The organism is Bifidobacterium felsineum (assembly GCF_002802915.1).
Taxonomy (GTDB): Bacteria; Actinomycetota; Actinomycetes; order Actinomycetales; family Bifidobacteriaceae; genus Bifidobacterium; species Bifidobacterium felsineum.
Map to the genome: position 1 here is coordinate 1 of NZ_PEBJ01000008.1, position 20,679 is coordinate 20,679.

Below are 20,679 nucleotides of genomic sequence, written 5' to 3' on the forward strand. Positions count from 1 at the left end.
ACATACCCCGTACCGGCAACCGCAACACGCAAATCAGCAAAACCACGCATACAAACCCCCTAAAAACAAAACAAATTACGTTAAATAAATTGGAATGAAATCAATCTGCCTTATGTGAGCAGAGAAAGGTTGTGATACCACTCATTCAGTTTTTTAGTGCTGGAGAAGATGTCATATCCAGCTGCTCGGATGAGATTGGATTTGTTTACTCGTTTGCGAAAAGGACTAATTGCGTATAAAACATCTGCCCACCTCGTTGGTTCATTTAATGGCAGATAGCGGATGGAATTAGGAATGATTTGTGCTTCAGATGGGACATGGTTAGAAGCAATTACTGGTACATCAGCTGCTTGAGCCTCAATTGCAGCCATGCCTAAACCTTCATAGGTGGAAGGGAAAGCAAGAACGTCGAATGCCTGATAGAGCTCATACACGTCGTTGCGGATGCCGAGTACGTGTACCGAGTGTTCGATGCTGAGCTCGTGGATGCGCTGTTTGACCTGGTTCATCATGTCGCCGTCTCCGGCGAGGGCGAGGATGGCGTCCGGACGACGTTCGAGGACCTGTTTGAACACATCCAACGTGAATAGTTGGTTCTTTTGGAAACACATGCGGCCCACTTGGCCGATAAGCAGCTGATCATCGGAGATGCCGAGCTCGGCCCGTTTGGCGGCACGTATGTCGGGATTGAAACGGAAGGTTTCTGGTTCAATGGCGTTATGAATGATTCTGACCTTGCCGGCCTTATCCAACTGCGAGCCAAACAGCCATTGCGCGGTGTAATGCGAGCAGGCCGCGTAGTGCGTGGGGTATACGCGGGAGAACGGGCGCAACGCCATCTTCACCGCGGTCTTCGCGTATTCGCGTGGATTACTGGTGGAGTGGCTGTGGGCGATACGCACGGGGACCCCGGCCCGTTTAGCGGCTCCCAAAGGGAACACGCTCAACGCGTTCATATGCGAATGCACGATTGTTGGCTTGAGCTCACGGAACAGCCTCTCGCACTCCTTTATATATAGGGGAAGCTGCTTGTAGGAGGGTATGGTGAACACGCGTCCGCCTAATGACTCGATCTCCTCGGTGGGCACGACGGTCGAGTCGTCCTGTACTATGAAATCGAACTGGACCTTGTCCCGGTCGATATGGCGATAATGATTCATCACGGTGGCCTCTACGCCACCACCCATCATCCGGCCAACAACCTGGGCAACGCGGATTGGTTCCGACATGGTGGTCGGCACCTTATTCGCCCATTACGGGAGCAAAACTGCCATAACCGCCCTTATCGGCTAAAACAGCGGAGAAGAGGGCCAAATCCTTGATTTTCCAACAAAAAATCCGGTGGTCTAAACACAGTGTGAAGAAGCATTGCAAAGACCGAGAAGGCACTTGGAGCTTGGAGACACCCAAGCGTATACTCGCTGTGAGAATTGTCCGAGAAGCGAAAACAAGGGAGAATGGGTATGAATAACCTAAAAATAGCCGATAAGGGCGGTTATGTCAGATTTCCTGTGTTCCTGTTTGGTGTTTTTTGTGGGGGTCTGGCGTGAGTTCGGGGCCTGTGCGGCATGTGTTCATTGTGGGGTCGAAGGGGATTCCGGGCTCGTACGGGGGTTACGAGACGTTCGTGGATCGTCTGACCGAGCGTCACCAGGGCGACCCGTCGCTGAAGTACCACGTGGCGTGCAAGGCCAAGGATTCGGAGCGTTTCGTCTATCATAACGCGGATTGCTTCGACGTGAGGGTGCCGTCGATCGGTCCGGCGCAGGCGATCTGGTATGACGTGGCCGCGTTGAACGATTGCGTCTCCTATATACGGAGGAACCGGATCCCGCATCCGATCGTGTATGTGCTGGCGTGCAGGATCGGCCCCTTCGCCGCCCATTTCCAGAAGGTGATTCACTGTCTGGGTGGCGTGTTGTATGTGAATCCGGATGGTCATGAGTGGATGCGTGCGAAGTGGAGCCGTCCGGTGCGCGCGTACTGGAAGTGGTCCGAGCGTCTGATGACCAGGCACTCGGATCTGATGGTGTGCGATTCGGTGAACATGGAGCGGTACATCCGCGGGGAGTACGCGGGGTATTCGCCGAGGACGACGTTCATCTCGTATGGGGCGGACGCTCGTCCCAGTGTTCTGGCGGACGACGATCCGAAACTGCTCGGCTGGTATCGGGAGAAGGGGCTTTCCCCGAAGTCGTATTACCTGGTGGTGGGCCGGTTCGTGCCGGAGAACAACTATGAGACGATGATCCGCGAGTTCATGGCCAGCGGGTCGAAGCGTGATTTCGCGCTGGTCACGAACGTGTCCGACAGGTTCCTGGAGGAGTTGAGGGAGAGGACGCATTTCGATGAGGATCCTCGCGTCAGGTTCGTGGGCACGGTCTACGACCGTGAGCTGTTGATGAAGATCCGTGAGAACGCGTACGCGTATTTCCACGGGCATGAGGTGGGAGGCACGAACCCGAGCCTGTTGGAGGCGTTGGCGTCCACGGATCTGAACCTGTTGCTGGACGTGGGCTTCAACCGGGAGGTCGCCGAGGACGGCGCCCTGTACTGGGATAAGAGGCCAGGCGACCTGGCCGCGCTCATCGACCGGGCGGATGCCATGGATCCGGAGGAGATCCGCGCGTTGGGCGTGAAGGCCAGGCGACGCATCCACGACGCCTACTCCTGGGAACACATCGCCAACCAATACAAGGAACTCTTCACCAACGACAAGTCAGCAGTCGAGGCGTAGCTCCATGCGAATACTGCACTACGCTTTGGGCTTTCCCCCTTATCGTTCTGGAGGCTTGACCCGTTACGTAAATGATGTGACCAATGCACAACATGATGCCGGTCACGATGTTGCCATGCTTTGGCCCGGCCGGATGAACAAGTCGAAGACTCCTTATATTAAGCAGCATCGATCAATCAAAGGCATTAGTTCTTTCGAACTGTGTAATCCACTTCCCGTGGTGTTAGATCAGCAGGTTAGTGAGCCAGAAGTATTCCATTATCCAGTAGATGGTGCTTGTTATAAAAGGCTTTTTGCTGAATACCAACCCGATATCATTCATATCCATACGTTACAGGGATTGCATCGCGAATTCGTCGACGCAGCTCGCGATACCGGCATTCCTACCGTATTCACGACGCATGATTTCTTTGGTCTTTATCCGATGAATGCCATCTATCCAATGGACCATGATTTGACTGATGAGGAATGTACCGCAATCAATGCGTCTGCCCCATCTGTGAGCAAGTTGCGACTACTGCAATCGCCCATGGTTCGTTGGATAAAAAGTTCACACGTATTGCGTAGTATGTCCAAATTTGCAGTGAAGGCAAAAAGCCGCACCAAGACACAATCCATCTTGAATATGTCAATGCCTTATCCACCTGTCGGAACGTTGAATAAGCTGAAGCCTTATTCAGATTTCCGCAATTATGAGATTGACATCCTCAATGGTATGGATGAGATTTTGTATAACAGCGAAGTCTCTAAGCAGGCATATGAGCGATATTGTCGACCACGTTTTTCTGAAGTGTTGCCCATCACGCATGCTCACATGCCCACACCTACGAATGGCAATCGTGTTGGGCAGCACAATCGGATTCATGTTGCATTCCTCGGCGGTGATAGACCTTATAAGGGATTATCTCTTATTCAGGAAATTGCTTCCACGTTTCGCAACGAGAACAATAGAACTTATCACTTCGACGTTTATGGCGCACAAGGCAACAATGATGACTGGATTACCTATCATCAACCGTTCGCCGATTTCACTGAAGAGATGCTCAACTGGGATATTGTCGCTGTTCCCAGCCTTACTTATGAGTCTTTTGGATTCGTTGTTCCTGAAGCCCTCTCATGTGGCATTCCGGTCATCGTCAGTGATTGTGTAGGAGCCAAAGAACTCATTCGCTACGAATATGGCATAGTGTTCCGAGCAGGTGATTTAAAACAACTTCATGGATATTTGCTGGCTATGGATGATGAAGCCCTGCAAGAGATTCATTTCAAGATATGCAATACTTATACTCTTCAAAACTTCGCAAATCATCTCCATGATCTCGAAACAATCTATCAGCAATTCTTCATCAGAAAAGAATTAATTAATAACCGGAAAACAGGAACGGGAAAGTGATTCACATGACACATAATATTACCGTCACCGGGTTAGATAAATGGATTGTATTGTGGAGAACAGGCGTAAAGGCAATTCGAGGACTCCTCAGAAAACCATTTTTGAAGAAATCCTGCGGACTTCTGTTGATTGGAAGAAACGTCACAATTTCGCACGCTAATCATATTCTTTGTGGCAGGAACGTTAAGTTTGAGGATTATTCAGAAATTCATGGACTATGTTCCGAAGGTTTGACATTCGGCAATGATGTGACTATTGGTCGCGGTGTAATGATTCGCCCTTCAAGCTACTACGGCGGTGACTGCGGTCAAGGCTTAGTAATGGGAGATAACTCGTCAATTGGGCCGCATAGTTTCATCGGATGCTCAGGGCATATCACCATCGGCTCTAATGTCATGATTGGTCCTAAGTGCAGCATGTTCGCCGAAAACCATGTTTTCACAAACACAAGCGAAACGATAAAAAGCCAAGGCGTAAAGCACCAGAATATCGTCATCGGTGATGATTGCTGGATTGGAAGCAATGTAATTATTCTTGCAGGTGTAACAATTGGATCTGGATGCGTGATAGGTGCCGGAACGATTATTACTAAAGATATTCCCGCTTACAGCATAGTTATCGACAAACTTGATAAATCGGTAAAGAGTAGACGGGTATCTTAATGAATAACAAAAATGGAATAATCAGTATTATTGTACCAATTTACAAGGTGGAGCATGAGCTCAACCGATGCGTACAAAGTATTCTTCACCAGACATATCAGCAATTAGAAATTATTTTGGTTGATGACGGTAGCCCGGATAATTGTCCTGCAATGTGTGATCAATATGCACAGGAAGATTTACGAGTCAGAGTTGTACACAAGGAAAACGGTGGATTATCCGACGCTCGCAACGCCGGACTTCATATAGCGACCGGCGAATATATCCTGTACGTCGATTCTGACGACTATATCGAATATGACGCTTGCGAACAACTTATTAGTGCCATGAAAGACGACACAGACATTGTTGTTGGTGCTTGTCGAGAAATCAAGGGCAACAAAACTAGTTATCAAAGACATACAAATTTAGTTCCTGGTAAGAAATATGACGCGAAAGAATATGTAATTAAATCAATTAAAAAAAATGAATGGTATTTTCCAGCATGGCTAAATTTATATAGAAGAAAATTCCTCTGGGATAATAATCTATTTTTCCAGAATGGGATTTTATATGAAGATATGGAAATCACAATCAGATTATGGACAGCTAATCCTAAAATTAGATATATAAACTATCCATTTTATAACTATATACAACGTAATGGCTCTATTATGAATAGAGAAAATAATGAAGTTAACGCTCAAATATCAATATCGATTTTGAATAATTGGAAAAAAATAATCGACAAGGAAGAAGATAAAGAATTCCAGAAATATTTATACGGAATACTAGTTAGATACTACATAGCCACTTGCAGAAGTAGGAATATATTTGGCTGGAAAATAGATGGAATCGATTTCACATTTTCCCTACATAACGCACTGAACCCGAAAGAAAAGTTAAAAGTAATTTTTTTTGCTTTTATAAGTAATTTAATAAACCGGAAATAGATGAATGACTATATATATATTTGAGCTAATATTGATTCTGTCTTTTGCATTTATTGCTAAAGACTTGGTATTTAAAAAATATATACTACCATTTATTTTTATATTCTTTTCCTTGGTTGCAGGATTTAGATCTAGTTCCGTCGGTGAGGATACCTATCATTACATAGATGTATATGATAAAATTTCTCAAACGTCATTAATTAATATAAAATTTCATGGGATTGATGTTGTTTATGACACCTTATATGGTAATGATTTAAGAATAGAAATTGGTTATTTTCTGTTATGCAAAATTGTGCATATGATGTTTACCGATGTGCATTTCCTTTTTGTTGTAGTTGCCTTAATAACAGGGTTACTTTTTTATAAATTTATAAAGGATAATTCTTTAAATATATACATGTCGACATATGTTTTTTTATGTGAATCCATGTATATGCAATCCTTTAATTTAATGAGACAAATGCTTTCAATTTCTATTGCATTACAAGGGTATAAGTATATAAGGAGCAACAGACTCAAGGAAGCAATAGCTATCATATTGCTTGCATCATTATTTCATTCATCAACAATTGTACTATTGATAATAGTACCTCTTGCATTTATTGCTAAGACAAAAAACCCAATTACATTTTTAGTCTCTACATTTTTGTTGTTCATATTCCTATTACCTGTGTTAGGTTTTTTGATCACCAAATATTTTCCTCGATATGTATCATATTTTTCCAATAATTACTGGATGACTGATTATGGTCCGGGAACCATATTGCTTTGGTTTGCGGAACTTACTCTCTGCATATACCTTATAACCTGCTATAAGAAAAATAGAATCAAAGAGGAAAACAGTGAAGTATTAATTATTGTTATGATGATTATCCTATATATAGGACTATCAATTCTTGGTTATTCAATATCAGCATTCGAAAGATTAGCACTTCCATTTCGTGCTTTTTTGATTCTGTTTTTCCCGCTTTCATTCAATTATATTAATTTTCTTAAACCATTTTTTGAGTGTATACTGTACTTGATATTAGGTATCCTATTTATTAAATATTCTCTTACACCAACGCGTATATATACTCCGTTCTGGAAATAAGTGAGGAAAAAATGATTCCTAAAATAATCCATTATTGTTGGTTTGGTAGGAACCCATTGACAGAAGATGTACTCCGTTGCATAAATTCCTGGAAAAAATATATGCCGGAATATAAAATAATTCAGTGGAATGAAACAAATTTTAATATTAACTGTTGCCCATATATTCAAGAGGCTTATGCAGCACATAAATGGGCTTTTGTATCAGACTATGCACGTTTTTGGATTATATCCAATTATGGTGGAGTATACTTTGACACGGATGTCGAACTCATTAAATCAATAGATGATATAGTAAGTAAGGGTCCTTTCTTAGGGACGGAATATTCCGATACTGGAATATCGATAGCGGTTAATCCAGGTCTCGGCATGGCTGATTCTGCCGGTTCTGTTTTCTGCACTCATATGTTAAATCAATATAATTCCGATCATTTTCTGCTTCATGATGGAACATTTAATCCTATTAATGTTGTTACACGTTCTACGAACTTAATTCGTAGTTATGGGTGGAAAATGAATGATGAGTTTCAGATCATAAATGGAATACAAATATTTCCAATAGAATACTTCTGCCCGCTAAACTATCTCACCGGGGTTCTCTTGATAACTCCTAAAACAAGATCTATTCACCACTATAAGGCTTCATGGCTATCAAAAGGCTCACAAGGAATTCATTCTCTTGAACAAATATTTCGTCGCTTATTGGGCTTCAGATTTGGTACGGTTGCAGCAAAACCTTTTGTTGTAAGTTATAGATTCATTGAAAGGCTAAAGACACTCGGAATCAAAAAAGCGTTTATATATTATATCTCCAAGAGAGGGTAGATAGATGGAACATAAAAATAATCAAATAGCACTAGTGAGTGTTATAATACCGGCATATAATTCGGAATCCGTTATATCCTTTTGTTTAGATTCAATTTTAAAACAATCCTATAAAAATCTTGAGATTATAATAGTAGATGATGGCTCAACTGATTCAACGCCGGAAATTTGCGATAAGTATGCGCAACGTGACGCAAGAATCAAAGTTTTTCATACAATCAATCAAGGTATATCTGAAGCACAGAATAATGCATTGGATATTGTCTCCGGAAATTATATTATTTTTTGCGATAATGATGATATTATTCCAATCTATGCGATAGAACAACTTGTTGACGCTATCAAGAAAACAAATGCGGATATTGCAACAGGTAAGACTAGTGTTTTTTCTCCGGAAAAATATGATTTTATATTAAATAGGAAATATAGTTCATATAGTACAATTGTATCTATCAGCCATACACCATATAAAGATTATGAAAATAATATTCTTAAAATCAGTCGATTTCTTTTCAGGAAAAGAAAAGCATATTTTCTAGAATCAACTTGGGGCAAATTATATAAATCTACCTTATGGGACTCTGTTCGTTTCCCCAAAAATATGTTTTCGCAAGATGTCGCTGTCAATCCTATTGTATATTCTAAAGCAGTAAATATTGTTACTATCGATAGTATTATTTATGAATACTGCATCAGTGGAAAATCTGTATCACATAATCCTAGTTTTAAATATATCTGCGATACGTGTACCATAGCCCTTAATAATTTTAATTATGCTCTAAATGATGGAATTCTTCCCTATAGAAGCTATTTTTTATTTCGACAATCATTATCAGTTGCAAGTAGGATGTACAAAACACGAGATGATTTGAATCAAATTCAATTGTTGAGAAATCGGTATTTCTATAGCAAAAGGAAATTACCTTTTCGTCATCAGTTCTTCTTGAATCTCGTATATTATATCCACTTATTAGAGGTTTCTTTATCTACTTTAGTACGTCGTGGTTAGTTATGCGTGGATCTAAATACCTGTTGAAAAACATTGGGCTGCTGACCATTAGTAGCTTCGGTACTAAACTTCTTAGCTTCTTTTTGGTTCCGCTATATACGTACATGCTATCAACGACTGAGTACGGCACTTATGATTTATTCAATACGACCGTAGCAGTGTTGATTCCTCTGTTGACGTTGAATATATCCGATGCCGTGCTTCGTTTCCCCCTCGATAAGCACAGCGATGCCAAAGCTATCCTTACCGTCGGTTTGAAATATTTCCTCATTGGCCTAGCACCAGTTGTGTTCGTGACACTGGTCAATCAGTTCTTTACTCTCATTCCGGTGTTAAAGGCTTACTCTGCGCTTTTCGTTTTTTTGTATGCAGCGACAGCATTGAACGGCATCATGTCCTCATATGCGCGTGGTATCGACCACGTATTTGACCTTTCTGTTTCCGGAATCGTATGTTCATTGACGATTATTGTGCTGAATATTCTGTTGCTCGTTGTTGTGAATTGGGGTATAACAGGATATTTCATCGCAAATATTGCGGGCATAGCAATACAGGCGATTTACCTATTTATCAGTACTCAAGCATGGAAAGGACTGCATTTACCAGCAAATAATTCAAGTCTCGAACATGAGATGCTGGTTTATTCTAAGCCGTTGATGGCTAATGCTCTGGCATGGTGGGTGAATAACTTCTCTGCACGTTATGTGGTCATTTGGCTGTGTGGATTGGCGGAAAACGGAATCTTCTCCGTCGCCTATAAAATTCCATCCATTCTGAATATCTTCCAGACTATTTTTGGCCAGGCATGGACGCTTTCGGCCACGCAGGATTTCGACCCAGAGGATCGGCACGGATTCTTTGCAAGAACATACGGGTATTACAACTTCGGTATGACCGTAATTTGTTCACTGCTAATTGCTGGAGATCGTCTCATGGCGAGACTCCTCTACGCGAAAGATTTTTACATTGCCTGGATGTCTGTCCCCTTCCTGCTCATCTCCATTGTGTTTGGAGCTCTCTCAGGGTATGCGGGCGGTGTATTCTCGGCAGTAAAAGATGCGAAGAAAATAGCATCATCCACTGTTATTGGTGCTGCGGTGAACATCATTCTTGACTTCTTTTTGGTTTTCGCATTCAAATCGGTAGGAGCTGCCATCGCCAACATGGTGAGCTATTGGCTTGTCTGGTTCATTCGTATGCGTCAGCTGCGCCAATTCATGACTATCCGCATTAATTTCGCTCGAGATAATATTGCATATCTCATCTTGCTTATTCAATCGTCGTTGCTTCTTGCTTTCCGGCAGGAAAATCTCGGATTGTACGCCTCGGAAACCGTCTTATTTCTATTAATATTAGCGCTTTTCTATAAGGAAGGTATACGACTCGCAAGAAAACTCATCGGAGCGTTCACACACTTCGCACCTACTCGCCAAAAAGGAAAACATCAATGAACATAGGCATCATCACATGGTTTGACTATGAGAATTACGGAACGAAACTACAGGCGGTTGCACTGCAACGGTACCTCCGGAATCTCGGTCATAACGTGCAGCTTGTCAACTTCAAGCTTGACGATTCCAAGTCAAGCACCTCGTTAGATACACGCTCGTTAGTCAGAAAGATCCACGACAAAGCTAAATACTTATTGTTGCAGGCTGCGAAAAAGAAATACGTCGCCGACTTCGCCGCTCGTTCTGATTCTTTCCGCAATACGATAACCTCATCATGCATGCTGACGCAACACATCACCGATGAAAGCACCTATATTGAAGTCTGTAATCAATTTGACGCCTTGATTTTCGGTAGCGATCAGATATGGAATCCGAACTGGTTTCACAAGTATTATTACGCCGACTACGACGCTATCACCACACCAAGAATCGCTTATGCACCCAGTATCGGAGTGAAAACCATTCCTGTAAATCATGCAGAAGATTACATTCGATGCTTGTCTCGTTTCAAAGCACTCTCTCTGCGTGAGCAATCCGCATGCGACTGTATTAGTCAATTAATCGGACGCGACGCCACGCTTGTTGTGGATCCGACCATGCTGATTAACGTCAAGGATTGGTCGAAATTCGCAGGTTCGAAACGGGATGCAAAACCATATGTCTTGTGTTATTTTCTTTCCGATAACCGTAACCACTGGAAAGCGGCATGTCGATATGCTCGCGAACATAATCTTCAGCTGAAGATTATTCCCCAAACCGGATTAGCCTATTATCAATCTGGCGATATCGAGGCGTCGGCTGGTGTGGAGGATTTCGTGCGATTCATCCGCGACGCCGAATATGTGATTACCGACTCATTTCACGCCAGCGTGTTCTCCATTATCTTCAGCAAACCGTTCACAGTGTTTGAACGGTTCAACCCAGCAAATCCGAAAGCACAGAATACCCGCATCTATAACTTGTTAGATCTCTCTAATCTTAAAAGTGATCTTCAAGCTTTCAATTCCAGTCGAATTGATAATTCGCCACAACTTATGACGAGCTCAAATATGAATAGTCAACTCACAAGACTGATTGCCGAATCAAAACAGTATCTCGATTTGTCACTCAACACAGCACGATGAAACGCAAGGAGATAATCATGCCAGACAAAGTTTCAATCATTGTAGCAATCTACAAATCCGAAAAATTTCTGGATAAATGTATAAATTCAATTACTAATCAGACCTATACGAACTTGGAAATCATATTGGTGGACGATGGCTCGCCAGACAATAGCGGTGCGATTTGCGACCGACATGCCCAGCAGGACAACCGAATCAAAGTTATCCACAAAAAGAACGGTGGAACCTGTGACGCGCGCAATGCCGGGCTCGCAGCCGCAACAGGCGACTGGATTGTTATCGTAGATGGAGATGACTGGTTATCTGAAGACTATATTGCATACCTGATGGACATGGCTCAGAAGACCAAAGCCGAAATGGTAATGACAGAAAACATTTTCACCACTCGCGACCAAACTCAAGTTGAACATGACGAAATCCGTGTGAAAACTCCCGAAGATGCCGTGGCTTCCCTTCTTTATCCCAAGATAGTTGTTGGACCATGGAATAAAATGTACAAACATTCCATGCTTCAAGAGCATCATCTTACTTTCTCCGTGCCATGGTCCGGTGAAGGATTATATTTCGCGACTATGTCGGCGCAATACGCGAATAAAGTCGCTGTCGGCCAACGAAAAATCTATAACTACCGACTAAACAACATGGAAAGCGGCCTTACTCACTATAACGTCCAAATGGGTATCAATGCTCTTTGGAACATCAAGAATATCAAAAACAAATTAGTCGTTCGTACTCCTAAAACTATTAATGCTGCGAACTGGCACATTTGGAAGAACTATAACTACCTTCTTTTCCTTATCGTCGCCACCGATTCCAAAGCGGAACATAAAGACCTATATCAAGATTGTCTGAGCCACATACGTAGCTTGTTGCCTCGAACACTTCTCACGGCTGATCTAGGGCTGAAGACTAAAGCTCATATGCTCATTACAGGACTCATGCCAAACCTTATGGCCAAGCATGAACTCGCCAAAGCTAAAGCTGCTTTAGCCAAAGACACTTTTAAATAACCAGTATTAATTACTACCAGACAGCTCAACATCAATATCAGGTAACGCTATGTCTATAAAAAACACTATTAAAACCATCCTTCAGCTTACTCACGAGAAAACATATATTCCTGTCGCGAATATTATCCCTGCTGAACAGTCACTTACCGGCAAAGTTGCACTCATTGCCGGAGGCTCTGGTGGAATAGGTATGGCTATTGCGAAATCATTCTTGCAATGCGGATGCTCCGTCATATTGTGTGGCACTAATAATAATAAGCTCAAAGCATGTGCCGAGCAGTTAGCGGATTCTAATAAGGTAAAAACGCTTTATCTGAATCTGGCCGAAATGGAATCCGCTAAATCATCTATTAATAAGGCTGCGGACTTGTTTGGGAAAATCGATATTTTTGTCAACTCCGCAGGTGTTCATACTGAAAACGTAGATTTCTGGACAATGTCTCCCACGGAATGGGACAGAGTAATGAATATTAATCTTAAAGGTGCCTTCTTCTATTCTCAAGCAATTGGCGCATATATGAAGCATAATAAAATTCGAGGGCGCATTATTCTTATTTCTTCCTCCAGAGGATCGGAACCCGCCTGGTCGCCTTACGGTATATCAAAATGGGGATTAAATGGATTCACGAAAGGACTCGCAGAAATTCTTTCACATGACGGAATTACGGTAAATTGCGTCGCTCCAGGCTCTACAGCCACACCACTTATAGGTGTCAAAGAAGGGGATAACATCTGGTCTCGAGAAAATAACAACAACCGTCTCATCATGCCGAATGAAGTGGCATCACTCGTCCAATTCCTCGCTACAGATGCGGCAGCAATGATTACCGGAGAGATAGTTCGCATCTCCGGCGGAAGAGGATCGTTCGACATCCGATGAGTTAACACCTCAGATGACTTATCAATAACAATCTATATAACTTGATTATGGAGGGTTGAGCACCGGGTGTTATTCCGGGAGAGCACTGGGGTTATTGCGGGACGGCACCGGTGATGCGATGGTTGGGCACCGCCGGTGCCGTTCTTGTTCGTGGTGGCTGGTCGGTGGTTACTTGCCGGGGGGCGTGTTCGCGCATGTCCCAGTCGCCGGTTTCTATCCAGGTGGTGTTGTGCACGATCCTGTCCATGATGGCGTCGGCGTGGGTGCCGCCGCCGAGTCGCTGGTGCCAGTCCTTCTGGGGGTATTGGGTGGCGAACAAGATGCTGCCGGTGTCGTGGATTGGCAATAGAGTGTTGGACTGTTTCTAGAGGGTGTTTCCTTGTCTGGTGAACTCCACGGGACTCATGTAATCGAGGGGCGAGTGGAGCCGTTGGTGGTTGTACCACCACACGTACCTGTTCAGGTCCGAGCGCAGTTGCTCCACGCTCGTGTAGACGTTCCTGTATATGAGCTCCTTCTTGAGAAGCCTGTTGGTGGCACCGCGTTGTCGTACTGGCTGCCCGGCCTCGACAGCGACCTGGCGATGCCGAACGCGACGAGCATGCGTTCGATCCTTTCGCCCGTGAATTCGCCTCCCCGGTCGGTGTGGAACACCTCGATGTCTACCAAGGGGAAGCGGAGCGCGGCGAACGCGGCCAATACGAGGTCCACGTCATGCCTGACTCCGACGGCGTGCCCGGCGATCTCGCGGTTGGCCAGGTCGCCGGGCAGGCAGACGTACGCCCATGAATTGCCGACCCTCACGTAGGTCAGGTCGGAGGCGATGTGCGTGCGCGGCCTGTATCCGTCGAACTCGCGGGCCAGCAGGTTCGGGGCCGGGTCGTCGTTCGGCCCGGCCGGGTACGACCAGTACCGGGCCTTCGAATATGAGCTCGTCATGCCCTTGGCCTTCATGATCCGGTTGATGCGGCGGCGCGACATGACGATACGCTCACGGCGCAGCTGGGCCTTGATCTTCCTGGCCCCGTACACCTTGCCGCTGTCCCTCCACACGCGCTCCACATCCGCCTCACGGGGGTCCGTTCTCACGATTTCGGGGTGTTCGAGCATCCAGTAGTAGGTGGACTTCGCGACGCCGAGAATCCTGCACTGCGCTGATACCGGGCAGCGGCCGGCGTTGGACCGTATCACGGCTACTTTCGTGCGAATACCGGCGCCGCTTGTTCTGAAACATCCACCTCCATCTCCAGCTGACGGTTGCGTTTGCGCAATTCGACCGGCTCGTTCCGCTCGGGAGTGCGGTTGTCGGCGGCTTTCGTGGATCCGCTGTTACGGATGCCCTGCACCCACCGGTGCAGGGTGGAATGCGAGATGTCGTACTCCGCCTTGATCTCACGAGCGGGCTTGCCGTTCCCGTTACGACTGCACGATCTGGCGTTTGAACTCCTCCTCGTAATGACGGGGATGCCTCGGATCGGCCATGACCATCAACTCCTTCGTCGCCCAGTCCCTCAATGAACCGTCCAATACATTGTAGCCAATCCAGTCGGCGCGATACGCGACCGGGAGTTCTGTTCGTTCGATGAGCTGAACCGGGCAATCCGCGAATGTCTCAACGCGTACAACGCCGCACCGTTCCAGAAACGCGAGGCCGCCTGTCTGCTCGAGATCTGGCACGGTGGCGAACGCGTCGCCGTCCACCACCTGTTCAACCCCGGCCAGACCAACCGCGCCTCCACACGCGGGACGGACCTTCCAGAAAAGGCTCTATGGCGGGAATGGGACAAATCACGGGTCAGATCATGGGCCGCGGACGTGGGGCCGAACGCTGTCATCGTCGTTGCCCGCATCTTCCAATCGGCCGGCACGCCGGACCAGTCCATCGACCCCGCATTGGCGGTGTTGAGGCTGTCGCGACGCTACGGGCGGCAACGGTTGGAGAACGCGTGCGACATGGCCCGTAGGATCATGAACACACCCCGCTACCAGCAATCGAAGACGATTCCTCGACACCAGTAACACCCTGTTCGCCACCCAATACCCCCCCAGAAGGACTGACATCAGTGACTCGTCGGCGGCACCCACGCCGATACCGTCCCGCAATAATCCGGGTGTTATTCCGGAATAACACCCGGCTCTCAACCCTCCGAATAATCATTCACTGCAGACGACCGGTTTTATCGGTTTCCTTACAGCATTAGATGGGCACGCGAATAATCGTCCTACCTAAGACAGATCTTCAAGCATTGAGTTTATGTGCCCGTTCTATATGCTTATTCCTTGCACGGTGGGATGACCTAATACGCGGGAAAGCGCAGATTGAAAAACCGGCAGGAATATATCCTGCTGCAGAATTATCATTTTGCTTTTTCCTTCTCCTGAAATATGAAAACCGTGAACAGCTGTGAGATGTTTCACGAGATTTCGACTCACTTCGTAGTGCTCACGAGCAATTCTGCGTACCTCGTCAATGGGTATTTCCATCTTTCTATCTGCAATCCAGCAATAGCCTGCACACAATATCGCGACTGTACGATTACGTTCTGACTCCTTTGTGCCAAGGGTTTCGGTAGGCGTATGTACGGACAGTCGCCCATTCTGTATCGCATAGATTGAAGACAAATCGTCATATGATATACCAGTTTTGTCTGCTATAGCAGCTAACGCTGAATATCTATTGACCTTTTTGGTCGCAGACATATCAATTTTCATCTGCTCACCTGAATACATGGTCCGGTTGAACTCAAACACAAGTTTTTCAACGGATGGCTCTGTCAAATCTTCTTCGGTCAGATGATCGCAGATATATTGCAACATAACAGGCTTTAAACCATCGCAACATTCAAGTCCATTGATAATTTTCGCGGCTCGTAGAAGAAAGCGTAGGCTGCCCTTGCTTTCCCTCCTCTCATGATTTTCTGATATCGGCTCTCCTTTCTTCCCCATACCGTTTGACGCCTTTGCGGCGCATCTATTCTTTGGCCTCTTTACGGATTTCCGAGTTGAGCTGTCTGTATTTTGAATATTGAGGTTGGTGGATACTGTCACCGACGCAGTTTCGCTCATTGCACCTCTTTTTTGTTGCACATAATGCATATAATATATACATAACGCATATGTCTAGGCAATGCGACATTATGTTTATAGTTTATGGGAAGCAATATCACCATTATGCTTTTTATATGCAAAATATGCTCAAAGAATCCAAAAAAATGCTTATCGGTTTGGGTGCTGTAGGCCTGAAGCATTCCGTACTCTAACAGATCATCTACGGTACTTCATTATTCAACGACCTTCAGCAGTGACTGGTACGCGCGATTCTCACAGACAATGCGAGTGGTGGTGCTTTGGGTTGATTTTACGCATTAGATTAATGCATGGCTGGGCACGTGTTTAGCCTCAGCGGATAGTTGACATATGTCTTGGGGTATGGCCCTCGTTCTATGTATGATTTTCTGTCGCCAAACAAGACAAACCGCGATTGGAAAACGAAGGCGTAAAGCCGTACCGTAGCAGATTCCACAAGCCACCCCAATCCATGTTTGGAAACCACGTTGAACCGAATGGTCGGGAAAACGGTCAAGGAGATATTGAGCACTGAAGGCTAAGACGCCGGTCTTCCATACGCGCGGAGGATATATATGGGGGGGTAATGCCCAGCACCTACTATCTAAGTAGTATATTGCTCGAGAAGAGAATAATTTACTTGTGTGCCGGTAAAATGGTATGTCGATATCTCGTTGTTTTCCGGTTGAGCGAGGTTCTACGATGTTGGAGGTGATTGGAGTTGCGGTTTGATGATAGTGGACAGCTTGATGTTGAAAACGCTGCTCTGATCGCATTGATTGAGTGCTGCGAACGACCTGATACGTGGTCTTCGTTGGCCAACGAGTGTCTAGTTGAAGGCAGTGCTGTGCGTGTGCTCAGGCATCGGATGGACCCGTTGCATAATCCACTTCGTGAACACGAATATCTGCCGACGAATGAGCAGGGCTCACTGTTTGAAGTGGAGGACATGCCATCCGTTGAATACACGGCGAAAGCGAATGCCGCTTGGAATCAAGCCAAACAGAAGGTGGCGCAGTGGCGAGCACAAGGGCTTGACTTGGTCACCGTGTTCGACGACCGGTTCCCCTCGCGGCTGCGATCGGTCGTGGACGTGCCGCCGTTCTTGTTTGCCAAGGGGTCTCTGCTTGCAAACGATTTAGGTGTTAGCGTCGTGGGATCGCGTAAATGCTCGCCGGAGGGTGCCAGGTTCGCCCATGACACGGCTCGCATGCTGTGCGAACGTGGATTGACTGTAATCGCGGGATTGGCTGAAGGCGTCGACTCGTTCGCCCACCGTGCGGCATTGGAAGCAGACGGACGAACGGTCGCCTTCATCGGTACTGGCATTAATCGTTGTTATCCTGCATCCAACCGTGAACTGCAGAAAAGCATCGAAGAGCGAGGGCTGGTGCTATCCCAGTTCTGGCCTGACAGCCCGCCGACCAAGCAGACATTCCCGATGCGCAACGCGCTGATGTCGGGATATGGTCTGGCCACTGTGGTGGTTGAGGCATCGGAACATTCCGGCACGCGTATTCAAGCTCGTCAGGCGCAACGTCACGGACGCCCGTTGATTTTCCGTGACGTCGTACTGGAACGCACCGAATGGGCACAGGAATATCGCAACAAGCCAGGCGTGTTCGTCGTGCACAGTGTCGAAGAAGTCGGCAAAGCACTTGATATGATCTCATTCCTCGACAACAATGTAGACACATTGCTGGAAGACATTCTTGACGCGAAAGTACAGTATGCCTGACCCCACACTGAATCCCAATCTACTGGTTGCATATGCCCGCTTTGAACAGAATATGGGGTGGAGATTAGGCAGCTATGCAAAAACAGTGATATACCACAGCGCCAAGAATCATGTCTGCCCTATCTGCGGTGGTCCCAAGCGAGACTACGCATCGATTTGTTACAGCTGCACTAGTCTACGTCAACAGGCTGAGGCTCTTGGCGTCGCACATCTGATGGCTGATCGGATTAGAATCGCCAACTATGCTATTAAGTTCGATCAGATGTACCGCGTCATGGACGGGTACAAGCGTGACCGCCCTGAATCTAAAGATTATTGCGAGACACTGAAATATGTGCTTGGCGATGCGCTCGTCGTCCATTGGAGTTGCCTGGCTCATACGTCTGATGGAGTGATACCGAGCGCATGGGCAACCATACCGTCAACCACCACCAGCGAACGCTACGGTCAACCGCACCCACTCAACGGATTGGTCTCGCCGATGCTGAATAAAACCATCCCCGAGGTGAAATTACTGGCTAATGAGCAGAAACATCGGGCAATTGCACCATCCACGTTCTCGCTGGATGGCTCATATTCGGACAAAACGTTGAGACATGTACTGCTCATCGACGATACATGGACGTCGGGCGGCACCGCCGAATCAGCCTCCATCATGCTTAAGCAGTCTGGAGCGCAACGAGTGACCATCTATTGTCTGGCGAGAATCGTCGATCTGGATTATTGCTCACGCATGATTGGTCAGAGTGTCTCTGACGGTTATAAGCAGTTGGCCTACCGTAATGGATGCCCGTGGGATTATGACCAGTGCCCGATGCGGAACAAGCGATGATTTTGTTTTATCCCTGCATGATTCATGCGGGGTGCGCGAACCGAATATTATGGAGCTCGGTTGTGCGGATTAATTGCATTTGGATTGGGGCGTCCTGCAACGGCAGTGGGCGTTGAACCGTTGCCAATCGCGATTTATCGTTGTTTGGCGACAGAAAACCGTACGCAGACCACGGGCCATGTCCCATCTCGCGCTTAGACCAAAATGCGCATAATTCCGGACGTTATCAGGTCGAACCTCGTATTGTGCAGATACAATTCACCCGCGTTCACAATATGCTGAGCTACATGATACGAGGTTCGACTTGTATCGTGATTTGACGCGAACGACTCAGAAGATTTCGCATCGATTGCGATAAATATATGTAGCTTTAGAACGTTTTGCGAACCTAATCTGGACTTGAGACGAGAGCGTGGCCTGTGACTTTACTCAGAACCAGAACAGAATCGAGGAATCTTTAAGTAGGAGGCTACCACTGTGTTGGTTGTTTATTGGTTGTTGTGGTTGTGTTTTTTGGTGGAGAGCTTCCATAGGTTGTTGAACCATTTTCCGGGGTTGCGGTCGATGCTGATTGTGAATAATGCTCTTCTTATGTAGTCGATGGCGATGCAGGCGATGGCTGTCAGGGCTGCTATGCCGAGTGCGTATGCCGTGAGCCATGGGTTGTCGTAGATGCCGTGCATGTCGAACATTCGTTGCCATAGGAGTGTGGAGATGGGTGGGTAGACGGTGATGAGGTATATGGCCAGGGTGGATTTGGCGATGCTGTTGACGATTTTGCTGGTGAAGTGGTGTTGCTTGGCGAGTGAGAACATGCCGAATCCTATGAGCATGACGGGCAGCATCCATTCGTTCTGTCCGAGCATGGTCTGCTGGTGTGTTCCCCGGTCGAGGGTGAGGGTGATGGGGGTCAGCGCGAGGACCGATGCGGTGGATATCGTGTATCCGAGGATTACGAAGATGGTGGCCGTGCGGCGGTCGATCAGCTCCGGCTGGTACCAGCGCCAGTATGAGACGAGGGCGTATAGGTAGATGAAGATGAGCACGTTTTCCTTGGTCATGTCGAACGAGACGAAGCTGGTGAGGCCTCCGCCGATGCTCCATAGGATGATGCTGGCCAGGCAGCAGTTGCGGTGGGTCCGTTGCCCGAGGAACTTGAGCCCGATGGTCAGGAATGGGCAGAGGATGAGGAAGACGATATAGCTTGTCGTGTACCACCATAGGTCGGTGGAGGTGGGCAGTACGGCGCTGACGAGGATCCTGGGGGTGAGCAGGCTCCTGTCGGTGGCGAGGACGATTGCCGTGAGGGCGAGGCTGTAGAACAGGATCTCTCGTTCCAGGATCCATGCCCGTCTGAGCGCGGCCTTGAGGTCTGTTGTGGATTCGCAGAGGAACCATGCGGATATCAGGAAGAACAACACGACCCCGACCTTGCCGCTCGGGTAGAACATGCCCTCGAGGATGATCTTGTTGAACGACAGTGGCTGGGTCCATACGTCGAACGCGTTAGCTCCTACGAAGTGGCGCAGCACGATCAGGTATGCTGCGATGATGCGGAGGAGCTCGATGCTCGAGTTTCGTGTCTTGCGCATGTGCGTCGCCGTTCTTCCGTTTGTTGTGTTTGTGTGTTTGGGCATGGGAAGGTTCCGTTTCGTGGGAGGTCGCGTGGGAATGATTCATCGTGTGTGGATGCGGTGGATGATTGTGGTGACCGTTCTTTCCTTGAGGAGCAGGAGCATCGCGGTGTAGAGGATGGTGAAGACGGTTCCGGTCGCGATGATCTGCGGGAGGGGATGCGTCGGCCACCATGCGATGCGTATGAGGAGGATGATGCCCGTGGCGGTGGCGGCTGCGATGGGTGCGGGGATGATTTGCAGGTCCTTGCGGATGGTTGTGATGAAGTCGCGTGCGTACCAGCAGCGGAT

21 protein-coding genes are annotated in these 20,679 nt (G+C 46.9%); 13 read left to right on the forward strand and 8 right to left on the reverse strand.

Annotated features, from left to right (window positions below; genetic code table 11):
* Positions 1–110 precede the first annotated feature (110 nt).
* Complete coding sequence (locus CSQ86_RS09495) at positions 111–1,229, reverse strand: glycosyltransferase family 1 protein (RefSeq protein ID WP_100494903.1); 1,119 nt, start codon at positions 1,227–1,229, stop codon at positions 111–113.
* Between the two features lie 317 nt (positions 1,230–1,546).
* Between CSQ86_RS09495 and cps2T the strand changes: the two genes are divergently transcribed.
* The 11 genes from cps2T to CSQ86_RS09550 are packed head-to-tail and all read left to right on the forward strand — an operon-like array spanning position 1,547 to position 13,118.
* Positions 1,547–2,737, forward strand: a complete 1,191-nt coding sequence (cps2T, locus tag CSQ86_RS09500; protein ID WP_243387812.1) for a beta 1-4 rhamnosyltransferase Cps2T — start codon at positions 1,547–1,549, stop codon at positions 2,735–2,737.
* A 4-nt stretch (positions 2,738–2,741) separates the two neighbouring features.
* Positions 2,742–4,130 carry a glycosyltransferase gene (locus tag CSQ86_RS09505; RefSeq protein WP_100494905.1) on the forward strand — a complete coding sequence of 463 codons (1,389 nt, stop codon included), beginning with the start codon at positions 2,742–2,744 and terminating at the stop codon, positions 4,128–4,130.
* 5 nt (positions 4,131–4,135) lie between these two features.
* Complete coding sequence (locus CSQ86_RS09510) at positions 4,136–4,792, forward strand: acyltransferase (RefSeq protein WP_100494920.1); 657 nt, start codon at positions 4,136–4,138, stop codon at positions 4,790–4,792.
* Positions 4,792–5,724 carry a glycosyltransferase family 2 protein gene (locus CSQ86_RS09515; RefSeq protein WP_100494906.1) on the forward strand — a complete coding sequence of 311 codons (933 nt, stop codon included), beginning with the start codon at positions 4,792–4,794 and terminating at the stop codon, positions 5,722–5,724. Before CSQ86_RS09510 ends, CSQ86_RS09515 begins: the two co-directional genes overlap by 1 nt.
* Before the next feature lie 4 nt (positions 5,725–5,728).
* Positions 5,729–6,820, forward strand: a complete 1,092-nt coding sequence (locus CSQ86_RS09520) for an EpsG family protein (RefSeq protein WP_100494907.1) — start codon at positions 5,729–5,731, stop codon at positions 6,818–6,820.
* A gap of 11 nt (positions 6,821–6,831) precedes the next feature.
* A complete protein-coding gene (locus CSQ86_RS09525; protein WP_100494908.1) occupies positions 6,832–7,644 on the forward strand; it encodes a glycosyltransferase family 32 protein in 813 nt (270 codons plus the stop codon).
* A 4-nt stretch (positions 7,645–7,648) separates the two neighbouring features.
* Positions 7,649–8,653, forward strand: coding sequence for a glycosyltransferase family 2 protein (locus CSQ86_RS09530; RefSeq protein ID WP_100494909.1), 1,005 nt, complete (start codon positions 7,649–7,651; stop codon positions 8,651–8,653).
* A gap of 2 nt (positions 8,654–8,655) precedes the next feature.
* Positions 8,656–10,104, forward strand: coding sequence for a lipopolysaccharide biosynthesis protein (locus CSQ86_RS09535; protein ID WP_100494910.1), 1,449 nt, complete (start codon positions 8,656–8,658; stop codon positions 10,102–10,104).
* Positions 10,101–11,228, forward strand: coding sequence for a polysaccharide pyruvyl transferase family protein (locus CSQ86_RS09540; protein WP_100494911.1), 1,128 nt, complete (start codon positions 10,101–10,103; stop codon positions 11,226–11,228). The genes CSQ86_RS09535 and CSQ86_RS09540 overlap by 4 nt, the downstream gene beginning before the upstream one ends.
* A 17-nt stretch (positions 11,229–11,245) precedes the next feature.
* Positions 11,246–12,238: a glycosyltransferase family 2 protein gene (locus CSQ86_RS09545; protein ID WP_207761583.1), complete on the forward strand. Its 993-nt coding sequence runs from the start codon at positions 11,246–11,248 to the stop codon at positions 12,236–12,238.
* Between the two features lie 49 nt (positions 12,239–12,287).
* Positions 12,288–13,118, forward strand: a complete 831-nt coding sequence (locus CSQ86_RS09550) for an SDR family NAD(P)-dependent oxidoreductase (RefSeq protein WP_100494913.1) — start codon at positions 12,288–12,290, stop codon at positions 13,116–13,118.
* 91 nt (positions 13,119–13,209) lie between these two features.
* On the opposite strand, the gene CSQ86_RS10030 is transcribed toward CSQ86_RS09550, so the two are convergent.
* The 5 genes from CSQ86_RS10030 to CSQ86_RS09575 form a co-directional block, all read right to left on the reverse strand.
* The gene (locus CSQ86_RS10030) at positions 13,210–13,464 is read right to left on the reverse strand and encodes an ATP-binding protein (protein WP_207761584.1); all 255 of its coding nucleotides are present in this window, start codon (positions 13,462–13,464) and stop codon (positions 13,210–13,212) included.
* Positions 13,465–13,482: 18 nt separating this feature from the next.
* Positions 13,483–13,602 (reverse strand): IS3 family transposase, encoded by a 120-nt coding sequence (locus CSQ86_RS09960; protein WP_243387814.1) that lies wholly within the window; start codon positions 13,600–13,602, stop codon positions 13,483–13,485.
* The gene (locus tag CSQ86_RS09965) at positions 13,578–14,309 is read right to left on the reverse strand and encodes an IS3 family transposase (protein ID WP_243387825.1); all 732 of its coding nucleotides are present in this window, start codon (positions 14,307–14,309) and stop codon (positions 13,578–13,580) included. Before CSQ86_RS09965 ends, CSQ86_RS09960 begins: the two co-directional genes overlap by 25 nt.
* Before the next feature lie 225 nt (positions 14,310–14,534).
* Positions 14,535–14,822 (reverse strand): hypothetical protein, encoded by a 288-nt coding sequence (locus CSQ86_RS09970; RefSeq protein ID WP_243387827.1) that lies wholly within the window; start codon positions 14,820–14,822, stop codon positions 14,535–14,537.
* A gap of 561 nt (positions 14,823–15,383) precedes the next feature.
* On the reverse strand, positions 15,384–16,184 hold the full coding sequence (locus tag CSQ86_RS09575; RefSeq protein ID WP_133119281.1) for a hypothetical protein: 801 nt from the start codon (positions 16,182–16,184) through the stop codon (positions 15,384–15,386).
* Between the two features lie 721 nt (positions 16,185–16,905).
* On the opposite strand from CSQ86_RS09575, the gene CSQ86_RS09585 reads away from it, so the two are divergent.
* Both CSQ86_RS09585 and CSQ86_RS09590 read left to right on the forward strand, forming a co-directional pair.
* Positions 16,906–17,922, forward strand: coding sequence for a DNA-processing protein DprA (locus tag CSQ86_RS09585; protein WP_165773842.1), 1,017 nt, complete (start codon positions 16,906–16,908; stop codon positions 17,920–17,922).
* Between the two features lie 214 nt (positions 17,923–18,136).
* Positions 18,137–18,754, forward strand: coding sequence for a hypothetical protein (locus CSQ86_RS09590; RefSeq protein ID WP_133119282.1), 618 nt, complete (start codon positions 18,137–18,139; stop codon positions 18,752–18,754).
* A gap of 488 nt (positions 18,755–19,242) precedes the next feature.
* On the opposite strand, the gene CSQ86_RS09595 is transcribed toward CSQ86_RS09590, so the two are convergent.
* Positions 19,243–20,346, reverse strand: coding sequence for an acyltransferase family protein (locus tag CSQ86_RS09595; protein ID WP_165773843.1), 1,104 nt, complete (start codon positions 20,344–20,346; stop codon positions 19,243–19,245).
* 84 nt (positions 20,347–20,430) lie between these two features.
* A partial coding sequence (locus tag CSQ86_RS09810) for a hypothetical protein (RefSeq protein WP_165773844.1) occupies positions 20,431–20,679 on the reverse strand: 249 nt, incomplete at its 5' end.

Coding starts and splice junctions, on each gene's coding strand:
- CSQ86_RS09495 (WP_100494903.1), bottom strand. CDS start 1,229: ATGTCGGAACCAATCCGCGTTGCCCAGGTTGTTGGCCGGATGATGGGT.
- CSQ86_RS09505 (WP_100494905.1), top strand. CDS start 2,742: ATGCGAATACTGCACTACGCTTTGGGCTTTCCCCCTTATCGTTCTGGA.
- CSQ86_RS09510 (WP_100494920.1), top strand. CDS start 4,136: ATGACACATAATATTACCGTCACCGGGTTAGATAAATGGATTGTATTG.
- CSQ86_RS09515 (WP_100494906.1), top strand. CDS start 4,792: ATGAATAACAAAAATGGAATAATCAGTATTATTGTACCAATTTACAAG.
- CSQ86_RS09520 (WP_100494907.1), top strand. CDS start 5,729: ATGACTATATATATATTTGAGCTAATATTGATTCTGTCTTTTGCATTT.
- CSQ86_RS09525 (WP_100494908.1), top strand. CDS start 6,832: ATGATTCCTAAAATAATCCATTATTGTTGGTTTGGTAGGAACCCATTG.
- CSQ86_RS09530 (WP_100494909.1), top strand. CDS start 7,649: ATGGAACATAAAAATAATCAAATAGCACTAGTGAGTGTTATAATACCG.
- CSQ86_RS09535 (WP_100494910.1), top strand. CDS start 8,656: ATGCGTGGATCTAAATACCTGTTGAAAAACATTGGGCTGCTGACCATT.
- CSQ86_RS09540 (WP_100494911.1), top strand. CDS start 10,101: ATGAACATAGGCATCATCACATGGTTTGACTATGAGAATTACGGAACG.
- CSQ86_RS09545 (WP_207761583.1), top strand. CDS start 11,246: ATGCCAGACAAAGTTTCAATCATTGTAGCAATCTACAAATCCGAAAAA.
- CSQ86_RS09550 (WP_100494913.1), top strand. CDS start 12,288: ATGTCTATAAAAAACACTATTAAAACCATCCTTCAGCTTACTCACGAG.
- CSQ86_RS09575 (WP_133119281.1), bottom strand. CDS start 16,184: ATGAGCGAAACTGCGTCGGTGACAGTATCCACCAACCTCAATATTCAA.
- CSQ86_RS09590 (WP_133119282.1), top strand. CDS start 18,137: ATGGCTGATCGGATTAGAATCGCCAACTATGCTATTAAGTTCGATCAG.
- CSQ86_RS09595 (WP_165773843.1), bottom strand. CDS start 20,346: ATGCGCAAGACACGAAACTCGAGCATCGAGCTCCTCCGCATCATCGCA.